Genomic DNA, 20,253 nt, shown 5'->3' with positions numbered 1-20,253 from the left:
CCACTTGGGAGAACTGCGTAAAAGACTAATCTATATTCTTGTCTTTTTCGTATGTGTGTTTATTATTTCTCTAGTATTTGCTGGAAATATTTATGAGCTACTCACATCAGGCTTTGATAAGAAACTTTTAGTTTTGAGTCCAAGCGAAATTTTGCATATATATTTGCTAATAGCAGGGTGGTCATCAGTTGTTTTTTCCCTACCTTTTATTGCTTACCATATTTGGGCTTTTGTAGCTCCAGGTTTAAAACGTAATGAAGCAAAAGTGTTATTAGGCTACGTGCCAGCAGTTTTCGTTTGCTTTGTTATCGGATTTTTATTTGGTCTGCTAGTAGTTAGTCCTTTACTGCTAAGTGTATTGTTGGGTTTAGGTAAGGGAATCTTCGATGTACAGATAACAGCTTATAACTATTTACTTTTCGTAATACATACAACTGTTCCACTCGGAGTTTTATTTGAACTTCCAGTAGTAATTGCTTTCTTAACTTCTTTATCAATACTTACACCTAAATTCTTGATAAAAAATAGAAAATACGCTTACTTTATTTTATTAGTTATAGCTGTATGCATAACTCCACCAGATTTTGCTAGTGATCTGATAACTACTATCCCATTAGTATTAATATATGAGTTAGGCGTTATAATTAGTAAAGTAGTTTATAGACGTAAAAAAGTATCCATTCAAAAAGAGGAGTAATAAAGTGAGTTTTCTAAATGATATCGGACTACCAGGAATAATACTTATTGTATTAGGTGCATTAATTATTTTTGGTCCTAAAAAACTACCTGAATTGGGTAGCTCAATTGGAAAAATGATTAAGGAATTTAAAAAGTCAGTTTCTGATATTAGCGATTCTAACGAAGAAAAAGAAAAGAAGGAAAATAAAGAGGAGTAGGGAAGTAGTATTAGGCTATTGAGATAGTAAATACTTAGTTTATCTATTGTTTAAAATAAATAAACTACTCTATATATCAATTTATATTTTATTAACATTCAAATATGTAATAGACTTTATTATATGAATACTTTAACTAAAATAGAAGCACATGAACGATCAAATACAATAGATTTGGCAACGATGGATGTTGAACTCGATCTATTAGAGGCTGAAAATAAAGATAATAAAACTTTTGATTCTTATTCTTCACTCACTTTCACACCAAAAGTAGAAGAGACTTTTTTTGATATTATTGCCGAAAGCATCGAATCAGTAGCTATCAACGGACAGATAGCAGATTTCGAATATGACGGTAGTAAACTTTTTATTTCAGGACTAACTCCTAATAAGACTAATACTGTTAAAGTTAGTGCTAAATGCTATTATTCAATTACCGGTGAAGGACTACACAGATATTTTGATCCAGAAGATGGACGTTGTTACCTTTATACTCACTATGAACCAACAGCTGCTAGAAAAGTTTATGCCTGCTTTGACCAGCCAGATTTAAAAGCTAATTGGAACTTTACAGTAATTGCTCCACAATCTTGGATTGTATTGTCAAATAGTCCTGAAGATAGTAGCGAAGCTACAGGTAATGCAAGTAAGCATGTTTTTAAACCTACTCCAAAACTATCTTCATATATTACAGCAATTGTTGCTGGTGAATATTTCAAAGTCACTGAAGAATACGTAGATCCTAATAGTGGACAAAAAATTGATTTGGGCGTTTACTGTAGACAAAGTTTATCAAAGTACTTTGACTATGAAGATTTCTTGTATGTAACGAAGTGTGGTTTAGAGTTCTACAATAAAAACTATGATTATCCATACCCATGGGGTAAATATGATCAAATTTTAGTTCCTGAATACAATATAGGAGCTATGGAAAATCCAGGTTGTATTACATATAGTGAAAAGAAATTCTTATTTAAGAACACTCCAACTATTGCTGATAGACAAAGCCGTGCCAATACTATTTTGCATGAGATGTGTCATATGTGGTTTGGAGACTTAGTTACTCCACTTTGGTGGGATGATTTATGGTTGAAAGAATCTTTTGCTGACCATCAAGGTACTTTTACAACAGCTTTTGCTACGAAGTATAAGCAGGCTTGGTCTGCTTTTGCATGTAGACGCAAAGCTTGGGCATATCAGCAAGACTCTTTGCCTACAACTCACCCTATTCTTGCTGATATAAAAGATGTTGATGCTGCTTCTGAAAACTTCGATGGCATTACTTACGCTAAAGGTGCTTCTGTTTTGAAACAGCTAGTTGCGTGGGTAGGGGAGGAAAACTTCTTTAAAGCAGCTGCTGACTACTTTAAACACAATGCTTATAAAGCTACAACTTTGGTTGATTTAACTAAGTCTTTGAATAAAGTTATTGATAAAGATTTTGATGACTGGATTGAAAAGTGGCTGAATACAACTAATGCTTCAGTTATTACAGCACGTATAGCTAGTGAAGGTGATGAGATTATTTCTTTATCTCTAAAGCAAGAATGCATAACTGTAAGTGGTGAAAAGGTTATTCGTCCTCATCAGTTAAAACTTGGTTTGTATCGCTTTATATCTGAGGAAAACTCATCCAATCCTAAACTTGTTCGTTATGAATGCCTAGATGTGGAACTAGCTGATGAGACAGTAGATATAGACTCAGCTGTAGGACTTGCTAAGCCGGATGTTTTGGTCATAAATGATGAAGATTTGACCTATGCGATTACACGAGTAGATGATACTTCTGTATCAAACTTAGTTAAAGGAATGCATACCATAGAAAGCTCATTAACAAGAGCAGTGCTTTGGTTGTCTCTATTTACACAGGCACGAGATGGTATACTCCCAATAAATACTTATTTAGAAATCGTTTTAAACAACTTGCATAGGGAAGAAAACGATGCGATTGTGCAGTGTGTTCTAGATCAGACTCAAACACTTGTATCATGTATGAAACCTGAAAATTCTCGTACAGCTCTTGCTTCGCTAGCTCGTTTTACTCATTCAATAATTTTAGATGCACCTAGCTATGATCTAAAACTGGCTTGGGCTAAAGCATATCTAAACTTTGCTTCAAGATTAGATTCTGCTGATTTTGCTGAAGATACCCATGCTGAAAAACTTTTGGAACTTGTAAATAATAACGTAGATAATTTTGAAACTGATTTACAGTTGATGTGGCAAGTAGCAAGAGTTTTAGCTATTTATAATGTCTATGATTTGTCTGATTTGGATGCTTTGAAAGAAAAAGATCCAAGTGGAGAGGGCATTATAGGATATATGAGAGCTAAAGCTAGTATCTTAGGTGACGGTAAAAAACAAGCTCTATTTGAAGAAATATGTACAAATAAAACCCTAAGTAATGAGCAATTATTAGCTCTGCTAGATGGATTTAATACTCATTTATCAGATGAAGAAAAGCTAGTATATGCTGATAAGTATTTTGAACGTATTGAGCAGCTTTGGAATGAGCGATCTATAGTTATGGCACGTCATATAACTCACGGTTTGTTCCCTAAGACATTTTACGTTGCAGATGTACTACCTGATTACAATCCAGTTTTAGAGAAGACTCGTAACTGGTTGACAACTAACCTTTCAGCTCCTCATGTATTGCGAAAGCTAATAGTTGAAAATTACGATTTAGCTCTCAAATCTTTGAGAACACAGAGCGTAAATTAATGTAAATAAAATGTTAAAATATGGAGTCAGTTCTATATACGAATTATTAAAAGTAGAACTGGCTTCAGTTTTTTCTGTTTATTCTTTGTAGGAAAATATAGAAAAATTGCAAGATTTTTTAATCAAATTGTAACTCTTAGCTAAATTTTAAAGTTTTCAAATTTTAGTTTTTATTTTTTCATCTTTATTTATTCAGATTTTAATTCTAAACTTAAAGGTATCTGTTTACTTTACTAGCACTTCAAGGAGGACTCATGATTGATGATGAAGTTATCGATCCTACTTCGACCGCAATATTTGGTGCTATTTCAACAGATGATTTGAATTCTTCTGCTATCGCTATTCTTTCAGAAGAGGATAAAGCAGCAGTTGTGGCTTTGCCATTTGGAAGTGCTTTGTTGATTGTTAAAAGTGGTCCTAGTGTAGGTTCACGTTTTCTTTTGAATAGCCAGACAATTACTGTAGGTCGTCATCCTGATAGCGATATCTTTTTAGATGATGTTACTGTATCTAGGAAGCACGCAATTTTTGAAGCATCAAATGGAGGATTTTTGGTTCGTGATGCTGGTAGCTTAAATGGTACTTATGTTAACCGTGAACTCGTAGATACATGTGAACTATCAGTGGGGGACGAAGTACAAATTGGCAAATTTCGTTTGACTTATCATACTAGTGTAAAAGGAGTAAACCTTGACTAACACTAGCAGTGTTCGTAATTTTTCTACAAATAGGACAGAAAAAGGGTATTGGCCTCACAATGTTTCTCACGAACCTACTATGACTATTGGTGAAGTTCGTGACTTATTAGCTAAAGAATTTCCATCAGTTACTTTATCTAAGATTAGACATTGGAATGAAAAAGGAATCGTAAATCCTTCTCGTTCAGAGGGCGGCTTTAGAAAATTCTCTCAAGCTGATTATCAGCGTTTGCGTTACGCTATCTCGGCTCAGCGTGATTCTTTCTTACCTTTAGATATTATTTTAAGTAATCTAGAAATGCTTGACCTAGGTAAAAAGATTGAAGAAGTTTCAAAGGTAAAAGTTATTTCTAGAGATGGAAATACTGTTCTACCATCTGTTGAATATATTACTACTAGGGAACTACTGGATTACACAGGTCTAGAAAAAGATGAACTTGATGAAATGGTTAAATATGGTTTCCTACAAACTGATGTAGTTGGTAGATTCCGTGTTTCTTCTATAAAAATAGTTGGTTTTATCAAGGAACTGACTAGAGCTGGTGTAGATATTCGTAAATTACGTCCTCTTTTCATAGCGTCTTTGAACTTTGCTGACAGCATCGATAGAGTGACATCACATATCCGTACGAATAAGTCATCTATAGCTAAAGAAAGATGTGCTAATAGGGCTCATGAATTAGGTGATTTGATTGTACGATTGCAATCTGAATTATTGCATGACCAGATTGAGAGACTACAGTAATTACCCTGTGTAAAACTATTTTTAAACTTAAAGTTGAACATTAGGGTTTATATACTTGAAGTTTTAAATCTATGCTATAAAGTTTTACTGTTAGCAAGATTTATTGAAGGATAACTTTTATGGACGCAAACAAAAACGAACCTAAGTTACAACGTCCTCAAGGCCGTTTATTCGATGATGGTTTGCCTGATTTAGATATGGAAACTGGATATCGTGGTCCTGTAGCCAGTAAGGCTGTTGGCATTACTTACCGCCAATTAGACTACTGGGCTAGGACAGGTTTAGTAGAGCCTACTATTCGTTGCGCTAAAGGCTCTGGTTCACAAAGGCTTTATTCTTTCCGTGATATTTTGGTACTAAAAGTTGTTAAACGCCTTTTAGATACTGGTGTTTCACTACAACAAATCCGAGAAGCTATTGACCATTTAAAATCACGTAATGTTGATGATTTAGCTAGTATTACTTTGATGAGTGACGGAGCTACTGTATATGAATGCACTAGTGCGGATGAAATCTTTGACTTAGTTCAAGGAGGACAAGGTGTCTTTGGCATAGCTATAGGTAGCGTATGGCGTGAAGTAGAAGGTACTCTTGTTAAATTTCCTTCACAACGTGCAGACGAACTTGCTAATGGTCAAGATGACTTATCTAGATACAGAGCAAAGAAAAATATCGTTTAATTTTATACTTTCTAAATTGTGCCTTCTTTTTAAAGCAGGCACTTTTTATTAGAGTTATTTATAAATCCTCAGAAAATTCCATAGATGTGTAGATAGTAAATAGGGAAGTGCTCGTTATACTCAAATAGGTTAGAAAAAGAAATTATGAGAAATATTTTTATACATGGCTTAGGTCAAGATAGCAAAAGTTGGAATGAAGTAAGAGATAATCTTCTTACTACTAATATTGAATACATAGATTTTACCGCTAATGATACTGTACTAGATTACTCGGTTTTGTATGAAAATCTAAAAGAAGTATGCGCTAAAGATGATTCCAAGATAAACCTAGTTGGACTTTCCCTTGGAGGAGTACTAGCATTAAATTATGCTATAGATTTTCCAAATAAAGTTAATTCAATTGTAATAGTAAATGGGCAGTATAAAATGCCTAGATTCCTACTGAAGCTTCAAAGTGTAATATTCAAATTCTTACCTGCAACAAAGTTTTCTAAGACTGGATTTTCCAAAGAAAACTTTATCAACATACTAAAAAGTATGGAAAATATAAATTTCACAAATGATTTATCAAAGGTTGAAACTAAATCTCTAATTATTTTTGGTGAGAAAGATACTTTTAACAAAAAAGCTGCCAAAGAAATGAACAGTATTTTACTTAATTCTACCTTAGTTATGATTGAAAAAGCTGGACATGTAATTAATGAGGAAAACCCACGAAAACTAGCGGAAGTAATCAATCACTTTTATAAAGAAAATAAAATAGCGTAGGTGAGAAAACACTTATTTGAATAAACAGTCAGGTCAAATGGCTTTTCCCTAAAAAACTTTGAGCTGACGGATAACTTTGCCTTATTGTTAGCAAATAAAATGCTTCAAAACTCCCAGTTTCTTAGGGGAATCTTGAGGCAAAATAAAAACTTTATTCTACATTGTAAAGCTTCTACGACGTAAATCACCATTACGTAAAGCTTGTAACTGTTGTTCTAGTAACTCTTCAAGTTCTTCTTCAGAGCGACGTTCAATAAGCATATCCCAATGTGTTCGCTGAGCATGCATTACTTTCAAGTCAGCTTCGAAATCTTCTCCACCTTTTAGATAAGCTTTTGCACTACAATGACATTCCCAAGTCTTTGGAGGCTGTACATCTAGAGCAAAAGTAATAGAAAATTCATGACCATTTATACATAAGTAATCACAATCATAACGTTTTGCTAAAACAACGCCGTCTTCTGTTTCTAAACTTTGATTTCCAAGGCCCATGCCTCGTAATGAACGATTTGCCAATTTTAATCCTTAAAAAATAAAACGCTAGTCACATATTATAATATTTTTTACGATTTTTTTCAATATTACGTTCATAAGAATATCTAATAAATAAAGGTTTGTAGGTGTATTTAATATAGTAAGAAGCAAGGAAATAATAAGTGAGTTTATATAACATTAATATGGGCACAAAAAGCTATATTTAAAAATGACTGCTTTATAAACATGTTCTTAATAAGAATTTATTACTAGAGTTTATAATAATTTATTTAATACAGTAAGTCAGTGTATATAAGTTATAAAAGTACATACTTCACCAATAACATATAATAGTTATCCGATAATATATATTATGTCAGATTTTACTTTAAAAAGAAGCTACAAGTATTTTCTCTTCTATATTTCATGTCTCCCCAATTTTTCTTATACATTTCCATATACTTACTATTTCGTTCTAAATAAGGAGAATGCTAGCGTTGTGTTCTTAGCGTTTGTTTATTCATTATTAAAGGTGTATCCGTATTGTTTTACTTCTTTGATTATTCCTTTACAGTTATGTTTTTCTTCTAGTATTTGTAGTATGTCTAATACGGATAAGTTTTTTCCTCTTTTTTGTTGACGATAGGAAACATTTTCTAGTGCTTTGAAGAATTCTTTTGGTTCTAAATCTAGTTGATTTAAAAGGAATTCTTTAGAGTTTATAACCTCTATATCTTCTGGTAATTTTTCTTTAGGGAAATCTTGCAGGTTTTCTGTAACTATAGTTTCGGAGCCACTAACGAGTGCCAATCTTATTACGTGTTCATCATTTTTATCTTTTAACCCAACAGGCTTAGTTTGACTATAAAGGGATAAGTCATAACAAGAGTCTGGGAAAAATATTTTGAATTGTTCAAATAAATATTTTATTTGCCCTTCCCCTACTTCTAGTTTTACTAGTAGAGTTCTTTCTAGTTCTTCTAAGATTTCGTTACTCCATACAGGTTTATATATTTCCTCGTTAGCTAACGATAGTAAAACATCTCGTAGAATACTAGGAACAAGTACATTAGTGTCTAACACGACTTTATATAACATTAGTTTTCCTCGATATAATCGTATGCACCTATTCTGTCTGCCTGTATCGTAAGGTTTACTAGCACTTCTTCGCGTATTGCACGTTGTTTTTCTTTGAAAGCTATAAGATCACTAAGATATACTTGTCTATGCCTTCTCGGTTTTTCGTAAGGGATTTTCCCTTCTTCTAATAGCGTTACTAGTGTTGGACGTGAGATATCTAGAAAATCAGCGGCTTGAGTTGTGGTTAATTTTTGGTCTAATGGTAGTATTTGGATAGCTTTACCTTCGGACATTCCATTTAATACAGACATTAAAATATCACATACATTTTCAGGTAATTCAATCTCTTCATTTTCACTAGTTACTATCTTTAGGCTAATTTGTTTATCTAAAATATCAATAACTTCATCAAGATTTTTTACATTTTTATCTGAAGGAAAGAAAATTCCTTGTGTTATTTCATCAAACCTTTGCCTATTTTCTACATCTTTACTTGGAGGTATATTTCTAAGCATATTCTTATTTTTTGTAGTATTACCCATCCTTATATTCCTTTTACTTCCGTTTAGTTATAAAAATATTTTATATAGAATGAATACTCAAAAACAACAACCAAAACGAAAAAAACGAAAATTAATATTTTTGTGTTATAAACTAAAGTCTTATCTGTTTGTTAGCGTTGTGTTCTTAATGTTTTTGTGAAACACTACATAAGTTTCATGGTTAGTAAAAAAGTACATTTAGTGTTCACCATTAATATAGTCTTCAACACTAGACTGATTAGTGTTTATATTACTAGCATATTGGTTATGTAGGTGATTTGTAGGTGAAGTATTGGTTTGGTGTGGATGTAACAGTAATACATAATTTCGATGTTAAAGCTGAAACACTAACAGTACCATAAATCGAAGCTACAGCAACATTGAGAGTGACGATAAACACTTTACTGAAGCTTGAAAGAACAGGGTTACAGACAAAACATTGTTTTCTTCGTTTTCTGAGCATTATGCTCACTCCCCTTTTGAAAAATAGAAAATACAGCTTTGCAAGACTTACTTAAAGTGTAAGTACAAAAAAGGGAAAATATGAATCTATACTCCTCTGCGCAATAAAGTATTTAAAGCACTGTATTCATTATGTAATAATACGCTTGGATTTTCCTGTTCTATTACTTTGCCACTATCCATGACAACAACTTGGTCAGCGTCTTTTATAGCATCCAAACGGTGAGTTATCTCAATAATTGTCGTATTTGGTAGATACTTTCGTATACGAGAACGCACTTTTTCTTCTAATTCAGTGTTAAGATGTGCAGTAAACTCATCCAATATCAGCACTTTAGAGTTCAATAAAACAGCACGAGCTAAACATAAACGCTGAACTTGACCACCAGATAAAGACTTACCTTTTTCACCCACTAACGTTTGCAAACCTAAATCAAATCCCTTTATCTCTTCGTCCAAACAAGCAATACGCAAAGCGTTCCAAATCTTTTCTTCACTAGCATTAGGATTAGCTAAACGTAAATTATTTAAAATAGTATCGTTGAAAAGATAAGTATTTTGCGTCACTAAACTTACACAAGTTCTCAAAGAATCAACACTTATAGCATTAATATTTTTTCCGTTAAGCAAAATCTCCCCTGTTTTGGGCTCAAAAAAACGTTGAACTAAATTCATCAACGTAGATTTACCACAACCTGTTGAGCCAACAATACAAGACCAAGTATTCGGAGCAAAGTTTAGGTTTATATTCTTTAAAACTTCACGTTCAGTTCCTGGATAAGTAAAATATAAATTATTGATTTTGATTCCATACGAATCAGCTTGCTCAACTTCTTCCCCATCATTACTTACTATGGGCTCAGTATTACATATTTCATACAAGCGCTTAGCACAAGCAAGCGAAGCGTTCAAATCAGTTGAAAACCCCTCTACCCCACGCAAAACTTCATTTAAACGTATAGTAGCAACTATAAATAATACTAAGTTTACAATCTGAGCATGAGTGTGAATTCCTGTGATAAACAAAATAGGAATTTGTATAACCCAAATGAAATTATTTATACCACGTCTAGCGGCAAAAACTGTATTCGTGTAGCTTATACTAGATAAAATATCCTTATGAAGATTGTCTAGTTCATCTAAACGTTTATTTTCTGCACCATACCCTATGATTTCGTTAATGCCTTGCAATGAGTCAGTCATGTGAGCAGCCATTACCCCACGTTTAGAAATGTACTCATTTTGTAAAGAAATTATTTTACGTTGACCATATAAAGGAACTACAACTAATGATGAGAACACAAAGAATAAAGCAACAAGTGCAACAGAGGAATTAGTAAAATAAAATCCAAATCCGATAGCAGTTGCTGAAACCACTATTGCAGAAACAGCTGGAGCAAAAGTATGAGCAAAAAATACCTCAATACGATCTATATCTTTTGTAGCAACTGCTAATAAATCTCCACTATTGGCTTTATACATTACAGCTGGAGCTTGTGGCCATAGCTTTGCAAATAGCTCTCTTCTAAGCAACTCTAGAGATTTGAAAGCAACATAGTGTCCAAAAAATTGTTCTCCATAACGCAAAAATGCCTTAGATAAAGCAATAATTACAAGAGCAATAAGGACTTTAAAAATGAAGGAATAATCTGGACCATCAGTTTGACTAAAAGAGTATATTTTAAAAATAGACCATACGGAAATCAGATATAGACTAATGCCTAAAAATTGATCAAGTATCCTACAAATTGTAGAAATAAACAAAGGCGACAAAACGTGACGAGTTATGCTTATAAGCCACTTGACTATTTGAATCATTCTTCACCCCTGCTTATGTCATCACTATTTTTTAGCTCTACAGTTTCTATACGAAGCTTTGCGTTTTCAATATAAAATATACGGTTTACACTTCCTAAGTTATTAGGACGGTGAGTTACCATGATTAGAGTTTTATCACGAGGAATGTTTCGTATGGACTCTAATATTTTCTTTTCAGAAATAAGGTCAATTTGCGAAGTTGGTTCATCAAATATCAAAATGTCGCGATCTGAAAGAAAGGCTCTTGCAATTGATAAACGCTGTGCCTGTCCACCTGATATACTTATCCCCTGTTCCCCTACTATTGTGTCTAATCCCATAGGCAAGCTCTTAATTTCAGAAGCTATATAAGCTTTTTCTAAAGCATCCCAAATTTGTTCTTCGCTAGCGTTGGGTTTTGAAAGCAACAAATTATCTTTAATGCTCATGTTAAAGAGCCATGTACTCTGGCTAACGAAAGCAGAGTTTTGTCTAACTATATCTATATTTTCTAAACCAAAAGGTATATTTTTCACTATTACACTACCTTGAGTAGGTAACAAATAGCCTTTCAATATTTTTATTAAAGTTGATTTACCATTACCACTAGGTCCAACAATAGCTATTTTTTCACCTTTATATACATCAAATGTAAGGTTATCTAGAATATTTTTATTAGAAAAAACATTATATTTAAACGATAAATTATTCACAGAAAGAGCTTTATTATCATCTTTATGATACATAATATTATAAATCATATATGAGTTGGATTCGTGGTCTGAATCCTTATAAGTTTTCATACGGAAGATTTCTTGAATCTTGCGTTTACTTGCCATCCCTCCCATACCGACATAGAAGAAAGCGGCTGCTTGATCTAAAGGCTCCATGAAAACAATAGAAACTAATATCAAAGCTATTGCACTGTCAATAGCAATAGAACCTGTATATAAACGATATGTTGCTAAAAATGTTGTAATTGTTACCGAAAATAGTGAAAACACGGCGTCTACAACGAAAATAATTAACTGATTAGAAGCCAATAGGCTCATAATTGCTTTTCTATTATTTTCTCCGTATTCAGCAAGTTCACTTTCCTTTACTTTATGAGCATTTAGTAAACGCAAAGTGACAATACCTTGTATTGCTTCTAAGTATTGTCCAGCTAGGCGAACTCTAGCATTTCTGGACTTAGATGAAACTTTCCTAAATAACTTTTGCGCCATACCAACTATAAGAGGTATTAACGGTATACATAACAGTAAAGTTATACCCGAAATAGGATCGATGAATACACTAATCAACACCACTGTGAACACTGGTACGCTAAAAGATGCAAAAACTTGTCCATAGAAAGTCTGCAAATAGTAGGAAACTTTTTCACTTCCATCCACTATCGTAGATAATATAGCTCCCGTTTTATTTTCGGGTATTTCCATTCCACCTAAATCAAATAAGTGTGACAGTATCTTTTTTCTAAGCCAGCTTTCTTCTTGTACTGCTAGGTTACGAGCAGATAAGTTCTGAAATAATGGTAACACTAAAGCTAAAATTGAAACCACTAAGGCAAGATATAAGTATATTTTTATAGATGCATCAGCCGAGGTATTCCCTAAAAACGCTGTAGGTAAAGTTAAATCTTTGGCATTTGAATAATAGTTTAGGATATATATACCTATTGTTTTTCCAGAGAAAATGAATGCTAATGCTGTACATATTGTTCCTAAAGATGAAAGAATGTAATTTTGTACGATATGAATTTTACCTTTAGAACTAGAAACAGCAATCCTTATTTTATCTTCTTCCGACAACTTTTCTTTTTTAGTTTTTTTGGAAAAAATTTGTGGTAGCATATATCTCTTTTTCTATCAACATATAACTATGGTTTACCTTAGCTTAGTAAGTGTTCATTAAGTATAACAAGTTTTTAAAAACAAAGTAACTAAATTTTTTAGGGAAATTACGTGAATATTTTCTAAAATATTTTCATCATAATTAGTTAAATAAATAGGTGCCGACAAACAATACACTTTATCGACACCCTAATATATAAATTATTTACGTTTACGTTTTTCACGCACACGAACACTGATTTGAATCGGCGTACCAACGAAACCAAAAGTTTCACGCAAACGACGTTCAATAAAACGCCTATATCCTGGATCTAAAAATCCCGTAGTAAAAATTACAAAACGTGGAGGCTTGGCACTAGCTTGGGTTGCAAATAGGATACGTGGCTGTTTTCCACCTCTAACTGGGTGAGGATGTTCAGCTACGAGTTCACCTAGGAAAGAGTTCAGCTTACTGGTTGAAATACGAGTTTCCCAGCCATCTAAAGCCTGATCTATGGCACGTACCAAACGGTTAGTATGCCACCCTGTTTTAGCTGAAATATTTACTCGAGGAGCCCAAGAAATCTGAACTAAATCTTTTTCTTGCTCATATTTCAAGAACTTCTGACGTTCCTCGTCCACCAAATCCCATTTATTATTAATAATAACTAGCGCTCTACCAGCGTCAACAGCTTGTTGAACAACACGCACATCTTGCTCAGCCAAAGGTGATGAAGCATCAAAAAGAACTAAAGCAAGTTCAGCTTTTTCAAGGGCTTGAGCAGTACGAATAGATGCGTAGTAATCAGCTCCATAAGTTTTATGCACTCTACGACGAATACCAGCAGTGTCAACAAACCACCAATTTCTATCGTCCAAAGTAATCATTTCATCAACAGGGTCACGTGTTGTACCATCCATATCATGTACAACAACACGTTCTTGTCCTGCTAATGTATTTAGTAAAGAAGATTTTCCAACGTTAGGACGTCCAATCAAAGCAATTCGACGAGGTCCATCTTTAGGCAGTGGCACAGCCACAGAGGATACTTCTGGCAGTATCTCCATAGCAGCGTCAAGTAAGTCACCAGAACCACGACCGTGTAAAGCTGAAATAGGATGTGGTTCACCGAGTCCCAAACTCCATAGCATGGCAACGTCAGCTTCTTGCATTTGTGAATCTACTTTATTAGCAGCCAAAATGACTGGTTTTTTACTGCGTCGTAACATTTGAACTATCCGTTCATCTGAGGCTGTAGCCCCAACCGTTGCATCTACTACAAAAACAACAGCATCAGCCATCTGAACAGCTAATTCAGCCTGCGAAGCCACAGCTTTATCTATACCAGCCACGTCTACTTCCCAGCCACCAGTATCTACAAGTGTAAACTCACGTCTACCCCACTGGGCTGGATAGCTAACACGGTCACGGGTAACTCCCGGCTTATCTTGTACAACAGCTTCTCTTCTACCCAAAATACGGTTAACTAACGTTGATTTTCCAACGTTAGGACGTCCAATAATAGCTAAAACAGGTAGTGCTTGTGTATCTTGATAATCTTCTTCCCAGAATTCTTCATCATTTAGTAGTGAATAGTCAGTATCCTCTAAATCGTATTCATTTAGACTCTCTCGGAGCATAGATTCAAGCTGAATGTCTCTGATAGTTTCTTCAACCATGTCTAAAACAGTTTGAACCGTTTCGTCAAAGTCTAATAAAGTTGTATCGACAAGCGTAGTACCTTCACTAGCTTTCATAAACTCAACTACAACACTATCTTTTTTATCTCTGCCAATACTATTTTCAAAAGTAGTATCAATATGCTTTTCGTATTCATCACCATATAGCTCTTTTGCACGCCTAATTACACGTGTTCTTTCATCAGCAGTTATTAGTAACTTTATATCAGCTTGTGGGTATACGACAGTAGTGATGTCTCGTCCTTCAACTATAATTGATTTTTCAAGCAAAACATCTTCAATAATTTGTTTCTGTAGCTGAACTAGTACTTCACGTGCTTTTAAAATTGTTGAAACTTTAGAAACTTTGGAAGTAATCTCATCTGTACGAATAATTTCAGTTATATCTGTATCTGCACATATAATTTTTTGCACGCTAGGATCTAAAGGCATCTCCAATGGCATAGATTCAATAGTTGATACAACTACTTCTTCGTTTGTAAAGTCAATATCGTTTTGCAAACACCACCAAGTAGCTGCTCTATAAGTAGCACCAGTGTCAAGATAAGCCATATTTAGGGTTTTGGCTACTTGTTTAGATACAGAAGATTTCCCAGACCCACTTGGACCATCAATAGCTACAACTATATTTTTCATAGCCCGACCTCTTTCATAAGAGACGATAATTCAGGTCCTGTAATTACTCGTGTACGACCAGATTTAAGTTGTCCAAGCTTTATAGGACCTATCTTTGTACGCATAAGCTTTATGACTGGGAAACCAACATGATCTAACATTCTTCTAACTATACGGTTGCGACCCTCGTGTAGTACAAGCTCAATAATGCTAGTTTGTCCATCTGTGCCTTTTAGAACAAAACTATCTACACTTACAAAACCGTCATCAAGCACAACACCTTTTTTAAGTTTTGGGCCTAAGCCTTTAGGAACTACACCCTCAACCGTAGCCACATAAGTTTTTTTAACTTTGTGTGAAGGATGAGATAAACGATGAGAAAGCTCCCCATCATTTGTAAGTAAAATTAGTCCTTCAGTGTCTGTATCAAGCCTACCCACATGGTGTAGATGTGCGTCATACTTTTCAATGTAATCAGCTAAACAGTAGCGACCTTGTGGATCAAACATTGTAGAAACCACACCTTTAGGCTTATTTAATGCGAGAACTAAATGGTTCTTAGCAACTACTATTCGCATTCCATCGACATGAATAATATCTTTCTCAGGGTCTACTCTAGTGCCTAGTTGAGTTACAGTTTTATTATTAACTGTCACCCTACCCTTAGATATCAAAATTTCACTAGCACGTCTTGAGGCAACCCCCGCACTTGATAGTACTTTTTGTAAACGCACTCCTGTTTGTGTAGTGTTTTCTTTTTCCAAGAGATCCCATCCAATTAAATATTAAATAAACCGACATTTTAAAATCAATACAGCTATGCTACGCATCCTCGTGCAATTAGCTCACGAGCTAGTTGTTTATATGCTAGAGAACCAGCATGATTAGGAGCATATATAGTAATAGGAACTGTAGCTACTGATGCATCAGGGAATTTAACAGTTCTGCCTATCTGAGTTTTGAATACCGTTTCCCCAAAAGCTTCATCAAGTCTTTCCAGCACTTCACGTGCGTGTAAGGTCCTTTTATCTACCATAGTAGATAAAATTCCATCAATTTTTAGCTTTGGATTCAAACGGTCATGTACTTTTTCTACTGTTTCAACTAAAAGTGCTACCCCACGCAAAGCAAAAAATTCAGCTTCCATAGGTATGATAACACCATGTGCAGCTGTAAGCGCATTGACTGTAAGTAATCCAAGAGATGGCTGACAGTCAACGAAAATAACATCGTAGTCTTCTAAAATTGGATATAACACGCGGTTCAGTACGTTTTCACGAGCCACTTCATTGACTAGTTGTACTTCAGCAGCAGACAAATCGATATTAGCAGGTATTAAATCTAAGTTTTCAACACTAGTTTTTCTAATAACTGTGTTTATATCCATTTTAGGGTTTAGCATAAGTGTGTATATAGTTTCATCTAACTCGTGACCGTTTATACCTAAGCCTGCTGAGGCTGCACCTTGAGGGTCAAAGTCAACTATTAAAACCTTACGTCCATATTCAGCTAAAGAAGCAGCTAAATTGATAGTTGTAGTTGTTTTACCTACTCCACCTTTTTGATTACACATAGCAATAACTCTTGCAGGACCATGTGTATGCAACGCTGGTGGTAATGGAAAATCAATTGTTTCATTCATATCAAAAACCACTTCATATATTATGCTCATTTTCAAATAACTATTCTAACATTATTTACTACATATTTTATATGAGTTTACTTAAAACTAATACATATTTTAATATCTTCCACTTTATATTATATTTCAAACTTGTTTTCATAAACTGTATACTTATCCACAATATTTTAAATTAAGCTCTCTGCAACACGATACATTAGTAATATTCTTATAGAAGTAAATTTTAACGCATCAATTCTGCTTGAAAAACCATTGATATATTTTAGGCTACTAGCTATCAGTAATAACTTAGCGTTTTACTTCTTTGATAACGTAAGTTTCGTAAAGTTAGGAAAACAAATGTATAAAATAATTTTTGGAGCAAATCATTTTGTTAATATAATGAGGAAAAACTATACAAAGGTACTTTTGAAAACTAGTGTTTTATCTCTACAAATTTTACTAACAGTTATATTTTCGTTATCGAACTTTCTCACTTTAGATTCTATAAACACTTATCCTTACATAATTAAAAATACACATTATAAAATGCATTTTGATTGGCCTTGTAAACCAAAGTGTAAAATTTTAAAAGATTATGACGATAATTTACCTAAATACTCAGCTGGGAACCGAGGGTTAGACTTAGAAGTTGCGGAAGGAGAAAAAATTTATGCTCCCTTTGATGGAGTAGTTTTTTATAGAGGAAAAATTGATGGAAAAAACATTCTGTCAATTAAACATATAAATGATATTCGAACAACTTATGTAGGGTTGGAAAGTTCTTTAAAAATTGGAACTACCATAGCCAAAGGTGAAGTTATAGGTGTAACAAATTACGATAATATGAAAGAAAAATCCTTACAGTTTGGCGTTATTTCAGGCAAAGATGAGTATTTAAATCCTAAAAACTTTCTTTATGAAAAGATTGTTTTACTTCCTATCTACAACTGGAACTATATTTTATAACTAAGCTTTTAGTTTTTCTTTTTACAGGCTTTGAGCAAAACCTATAGTTTAGTTTGGAAAGTATGCTTGTAGTTTATCTAGTCATTTAGAGTATTTTAAAAGTACTTTATATTTTGAGAGTTTAGTAACTAAATGTAGTATCTAGCTCAGAATATACTATGAAAATTCCTTAAGATTTCAGCATAATCCTTATATTCGAGAACTGTATAAATTCCTCTACAAGCGCACTGCACATGTATTGACTACAAATTTTACAATTATAAAGCAAGTATTACGTAAGCGTATTTATGGGCATTGTCCTTATAAAAGTGTACAACCAAGAATACTAAGCAAAGTATAGTTTAGATAACTTTACCTAGCTAATAACTAAGAATAAAAGTAGGACTATCAAAGTTACGAAAGCTGCTTGGGCTTATACAGCTATTACTTGTTTTATTCTATCTAAAAAGGTAAGTGTTTCTGAGCATAACTTTTATTAGTTGTAAATGCCACGAAACAGCTTTTATAGTTAGTGGAGTGGTTACTAAATTCAAATCAGTAAAGCTCAAGCATTTAAATGACTACTCTAGTTCGAAAAAATCTACAGTATTTTTCATATTTTACTCAGCTTAGTCGCTAATTTTATGTATTATACCCAAAGTATCTGTAGTAATAGTTGTTATTAGTATTGATTAGGCTCTGCTTTTCTCCATGATAAGTAATTTTCCTAGTTTTCCTTCTATATTGTTTTTAATTACAGTAAACCCAGATTTTTTATAAGCTTTTTGTGCAAAAATGTTATTTTCGTTAACAGCCAAAATAACGTTATCTATCTTTAAATCCAAGTTTGAGTCCATAAAATCAAAAATATCATTTAAAGCTTTAGAACCATATCCTTGATTTTTATAACGGTCGTCAATTGAAAATCCTCTTACTAAAGCATAACCTTTTTGATAAAAACCGTATTCTTCTGGGCCTGACCCTATATGTAAGCAAAAGAATCCAATTATATTACTTTCATCATTATCCGTAATTACAACTGAATATCTTTCATTATCTGACTGAGTCTTACTGATAATGCTCTGAGGAGAATCGGTATGTGTAACGTCATTTAAAGAGTAGGCTTTTAAGAGATGGACGTGTTTTAGCTGACTATACAAACGTAACTTCATAATTACTCCTATATATCGACAAGCAAACTACAGCAACTTTCCTATTTTATAAAAGTACTAGAACTTAGAATTCACAGATAAAATTGTTGCTTTTAGTAAAAAGTATTATTAATTTAATGCGTATATGATTTTTGTATTGATACGAATCTTGCTAGTAATATTAAATAAATAATAACTCTTTATAGAGTTAAATGCTAATATAACATAGGGTTTATTTAGCATAACTCCATACAAAGTTGTTTAACTGGCAGTTTCTTAGTAGTACAAAATAAGCCTTAAAATATTTTAAGACACTATTTGTCTTTTAAAATCTAAAAGTTATCAAAACATCTAAACTTCTACTGTATATTCTCAACCTACACCGTCAAAAGAAAAATTTAAGATAGCTCAAATATTTAGTTTACTCCTATAATTGAGATGAGAGTCGCAAAAGAAAAATTTAGTACAAAGAAACTTCAAAAAAGCTAGCAACCACGAAGTATTTAGAAAAATAAATCTATTTCCCTTAAGAAAAAGCTAGTTATGCTCTAGGGTGTGCTTGCTTATAGACTTTTTTCAATCGCTTAGTGTCAACGTGTGTATAACGTTGTGTAGTCTGTAAACTTGCGTGTCCTAACATTTCTTGTACAACACGCAAATCTGCACCACCTGATAGCATATGAGTCGCTGAAGAGTGACGCAAAGCGTGAGGAGAAACTTTACTACCCGTATATCGCAGAGTATTTTCGTTTACGATTTTCCTAACTATTCTAGGATTAATCCTCTTACCCCTATCACCTAAAAATAAAGCATTCTCTAAGGAGCTAGAGTCTACAATTTTATAATACACTTTATCTAAGTAGTAATTTACTGCCTCAATACTTGATTTACTCATTGGCACTACTCTAGTTTTATCACCTTTACCTACAACTCTTAGCGTACTATTGGAAAAATCTATATCTTGTAAATCTATATTTACTAACTCAGAAATACGTATTCCACTTCCATAAAATATTTCCAAAATTACCCACGCTCTAACATTAGATATAAATATTTTTTCCTCAGAAATCCCTTCAGTACTTTTAGATTTTTCTTTTAGAGTATCCAGCATTAAAGATAGAGAGTTTTCTTCTATTACTTCAGGCAATTTATTTTCAAACTTAGGTATTTGAATCTTACTAGCAAAATCAACTTCTATATATCCTTTTGTTAAAGCCCACGATGAAAACTTTTTAATAGCAACGTTTTTCCGGGCAATTGATGATTTATTTACGCTATTTGATATTTCAGCTAGATAACCTCGCAAAACATACAAATCGATAGTTTGTAAATCTTGTTTTTCTTTTATAGCTAGTAATTCAAAAAGAATCTTCAAGTCACTAATATAAGCCTTAACAGTATTATCACTCAAACCTTCATTCTTAAGTAAGTACACTTTATAGTCTTCAATGAGCGTATCAATACTGTTATTTTGCATAAAAGTCCTCACAAATATAAGCAATTTATAGGATAACTTTAA

Annotated in this window: 18 protein-coding genes; 8 read left to right on the top strand and 10 right to left on the bottom strand. The window is 33.3% G+C overall.

The annotated features are described in order from the left end of the window. Positions 1-4 precede the first annotated feature (4 nt). The 7 genes from tatC (at position 5) to HCQ94_RS03055 (ending at position 6,511) form a co-directional block, all read left to right on the top strand. Positions 5-697 (top strand): twin-arginine translocase subunit TatC, encoded by a 693-nt coding sequence (gene tatC / locus HCQ94_RS03085; RefSeq protein ID WP_198426302.1) that lies wholly within the window; start codon positions 5-7, stop codon positions 695-697. A 4-nt stretch (positions 698-701) separates the two neighbouring features. Further along, the gene (tatA, locus tag HCQ94_RS03080) at positions 702-896 is read left to right on the top strand and encodes a twin-arginine translocase TatA/TatE family subunit (protein WP_166981754.1); all 195 of its coding nucleotides are present in this window, start codon (positions 702-704) and stop codon (positions 894-896) included. Between the two features lie 123 nt (positions 897-1,019). Continuing rightward, complete coding sequence (pepN, locus tag HCQ94_RS03075) at positions 1,020-3,620, top strand: aminopeptidase N (RefSeq protein WP_166981752.1); 2,601 nt, start codon at positions 1,020-1,022, stop codon at positions 3,618-3,620. 254 nt (positions 3,621-3,874) lie between these two features. Beyond that, the gene (locus HCQ94_RS03070) at positions 3,875-4,318 is read left to right on the top strand and encodes an FHA domain-containing protein (RefSeq protein ID WP_166977548.1); all 444 of its coding nucleotides are present in this window, start codon (positions 3,875-3,877) and stop codon (positions 4,316-4,318) included. Continuing rightward, entirely contained in the window at positions 4,311-5,063 is a 753-nt protein-coding gene (gene ftsR, locus HCQ94_RS03065) for a transcriptional regulator FtsR (protein ID WP_166977546.1), read from the top strand. Before HCQ94_RS03070 ends, ftsR begins: the two co-directional genes overlap by 8 nt. Positions 5,064-5,182: 119 nt before the next feature. Continuing rightward, entirely contained in the window at positions 5,183-5,743 is a 561-nt protein-coding gene (locus tag HCQ94_RS03060; RefSeq protein ID WP_166977544.1) for a MerR family transcriptional regulator, read from the top strand. A 144-nt stretch (positions 5,744-5,887) separates the two neighbouring features. Then, entirely contained in the window at positions 5,888-6,511 is a 624-nt protein-coding gene (locus HCQ94_RS03055) for an alpha/beta fold hydrolase (RefSeq protein WP_166981749.1), read from the top strand. Positions 6,512-6,667: 156 nt separating this feature from the next. On the opposite strand, the gene HCQ94_RS03050 is transcribed toward HCQ94_RS03055, so the two are convergent. The 8 genes from HCQ94_RS03050 to HCQ94_RS03015 all read right to left on the bottom strand — a co-directional run bounded on the left by HCQ94_RS03050 (position 6,668) and on the right by HCQ94_RS03015 (position 16,656). Further along, positions 6,668-7,027, bottom strand: coding sequence for an RNA polymerase-binding protein RbpA (locus HCQ94_RS03050; RefSeq protein WP_166977540.1), 360 nt, complete (start codon positions 7,025-7,027; stop codon positions 6,668-6,670). A gap of 474 nt (positions 7,028-7,501) precedes the next feature. Further along, on the bottom strand, positions 7,502-8,083 hold the full coding sequence (locus tag HCQ94_RS03045) for a PIN domain-containing protein (RefSeq protein ID WP_166981746.1): 582 nt from the start codon (positions 8,081-8,083) through the stop codon (positions 7,502-7,504). Continuing rightward, a complete protein-coding gene (locus HCQ94_RS03040; protein ID WP_166981744.1) occupies positions 8,083-8,607 on the bottom strand; it encodes a helix-turn-helix domain-containing protein in 525 nt (174 codons plus the stop codon). Before HCQ94_RS03040 ends, HCQ94_RS03045 begins: the two co-directional genes overlap by 1 nt. Positions 8,608-9,156: 549 nt before the next feature. Then, the gene (locus HCQ94_RS03035) at positions 9,157-10,887 is read right to left on the bottom strand and encodes an ABC transporter ATP-binding protein (RefSeq protein WP_166981741.1); all 1,731 of its coding nucleotides are present in this window, start codon (positions 10,885-10,887) and stop codon (positions 9,157-9,159) included. Next, positions 10,884-12,719, bottom strand: a complete 1,836-nt coding sequence (locus HCQ94_RS03030) for an ABC transporter ATP-binding protein/permease (RefSeq protein ID WP_166981739.1) — start codon at positions 12,717-12,719, stop codon at positions 10,884-10,886. The genes HCQ94_RS03035 and HCQ94_RS03030 overlap by 4 nt, the downstream gene beginning before the upstream one ends. A 201-nt stretch (positions 12,720-12,920) precedes the next feature. Beyond that, the gene (gene der / locus HCQ94_RS03025; RefSeq protein ID WP_166981736.1) at positions 12,921-15,035 is read right to left on the bottom strand and encodes a bifunctional cytidylate kinase/GTPase Der; all 2,115 of its coding nucleotides are present in this window, start codon (positions 15,033-15,035) and stop codon (positions 12,921-12,923) included. Then, the gene (locus HCQ94_RS03020) at positions 15,032-15,778 is read right to left on the bottom strand and encodes a pseudouridine synthase (RefSeq protein WP_166977530.1); all 747 of its coding nucleotides are present in this window, start codon (positions 15,776-15,778) and stop codon (positions 15,032-15,034) included. The genes der and HCQ94_RS03020 overlap by 4 nt, the downstream gene beginning before the upstream one ends. Positions 15,779-15,831: 53 nt before the next feature. Next, positions 15,832-16,656, bottom strand: coding sequence for a ParA family protein (locus tag HCQ94_RS03015; RefSeq protein ID WP_232525746.1), 825 nt, complete (start codon positions 16,654-16,656; stop codon positions 15,832-15,834). 339 nt (positions 16,657-16,995) lie between these two features. Between HCQ94_RS03015 and HCQ94_RS03010 the strand changes: the two genes are divergently transcribed. Further along, positions 16,996-17,604, top strand: a complete 609-nt coding sequence (locus HCQ94_RS03010) for a M23 family metallopeptidase (RefSeq protein ID WP_166981733.1) — start codon at positions 16,996-16,998, stop codon at positions 17,602-17,604. A 671-nt stretch (positions 17,605-18,275) separates the two neighbouring features. Here the strand turns inward: HCQ94_RS03010 and HCQ94_RS03005 are convergent. Both HCQ94_RS03005 and HCQ94_RS03000 read right to left on the bottom strand, forming a co-directional pair. Further along, complete coding sequence (locus HCQ94_RS03005; RefSeq protein ID WP_166981731.1) at positions 18,276-18,755, bottom strand: GNAT family N-acetyltransferase; 480 nt, start codon at positions 18,753-18,755, stop codon at positions 18,276-18,278. 520 nt (positions 18,756-19,275) lie between these two features. Continuing rightward, complete coding sequence (locus HCQ94_RS03000; protein WP_166981728.1) at positions 19,276-20,211, bottom strand: tyrosine recombinase XerC; 936 nt, start codon at positions 20,209-20,211, stop codon at positions 19,276-19,278. Positions 20,212-20,253: the final 42 nt, after the last annotated feature.

It is taken from the genome of Actinomyces sp. zg-332, assembly GCF_011751945.2.
Lineage (GTDB): Bacteria > Actinomycetota > Actinomycetes > Actinomycetales > Actinomycetaceae > ZJ293.
Note: the sequence above shows the minus strand (reverse complement) of the source record. Positions and strands in the feature narration are given on the sequence as shown.

What these genes read in the sequence shown, in the direction of transcription:
- pepN (WP_166981752.1), top strand. Translation starts at nt 1,020, where the DNA reads ATGAATACTTTAACTAAAATAGAAGCACATGAACGATCAAATACAATA.
- HCQ94_RS03070 (WP_166977548.1), top strand. Translation starts at nt 3,875, where the DNA reads ATGATTGATGATGAAGTTATCGATCCTACTTCGACCGCAATATTTGGT.
- HCQ94_RS03060 (WP_166977544.1), top strand. Translation starts at nt 5,183, where the DNA reads ATGGACGCAAACAAAAACGAACCTAAGTTACAACGTCCTCAAGGCCGT.
- HCQ94_RS03055 (WP_166981749.1), top strand. Translation starts at nt 5,888, where the DNA reads ATGAGAAATATTTTTATACATGGCTTAGGTCAAGATAGCAAAAGTTGG.
- HCQ94_RS03045 (WP_166981746.1), bottom strand. Translation starts at nt 8,083, where the DNA reads ATGTTATATAAAGTCGTGTTAGACACTAATGTACTTGTTCCTAGTATT.
- HCQ94_RS03040 (WP_166981744.1), bottom strand. Translation starts at nt 8,607, where the DNA reads ATGGGTAATACTACAAAAAATAAGAATATGCTTAGAAATATACCTCCA.
- HCQ94_RS03035 (WP_166981741.1), bottom strand. Translation starts at nt 10,887, where the DNA reads ATGATTCAAATAGTCAAGTGGCTTATAAGCATAACTCGTCACGTTTTG.
- HCQ94_RS03030 (WP_166981739.1), bottom strand. Translation starts at nt 12,719, where the DNA reads ATGCTACCACAAATTTTTTCCAAAAAAACTAAAAAAGAAAAGTTGTCG.
- der (WP_166981736.1), bottom strand. Translation starts at nt 15,035, where the DNA reads ATGAAAAATATAGTTGTAGCTATTGATGGTCCAAGTGGGTCTGGGAAA.
- HCQ94_RS03015 (WP_232525746.1), bottom strand. Translation starts at nt 16,656, where the DNA reads ATGAATGAAACAATTGATTTTCCATTACCACCAGCGTTGCATACACAT.
- HCQ94_RS03010 (WP_166981733.1), top strand. Translation starts at nt 16,996, where the DNA reads ATGTATAAAATAATTTTTGGAGCAAATCATTTTGTTAATATAATGAGG.
- HCQ94_RS03005 (WP_166981731.1), bottom strand. Translation starts at nt 18,755, where the DNA reads ATGAAGTTACGTTTGTATAGTCAGCTAAAACACGTCCATCTCTTAAAA.
- HCQ94_RS03000 (WP_166981728.1), bottom strand. Translation starts at nt 20,211, where the DNA reads ATGCAAAATAACAGTATTGATACGCTCATTGAAGACTATAAAGTGTAC.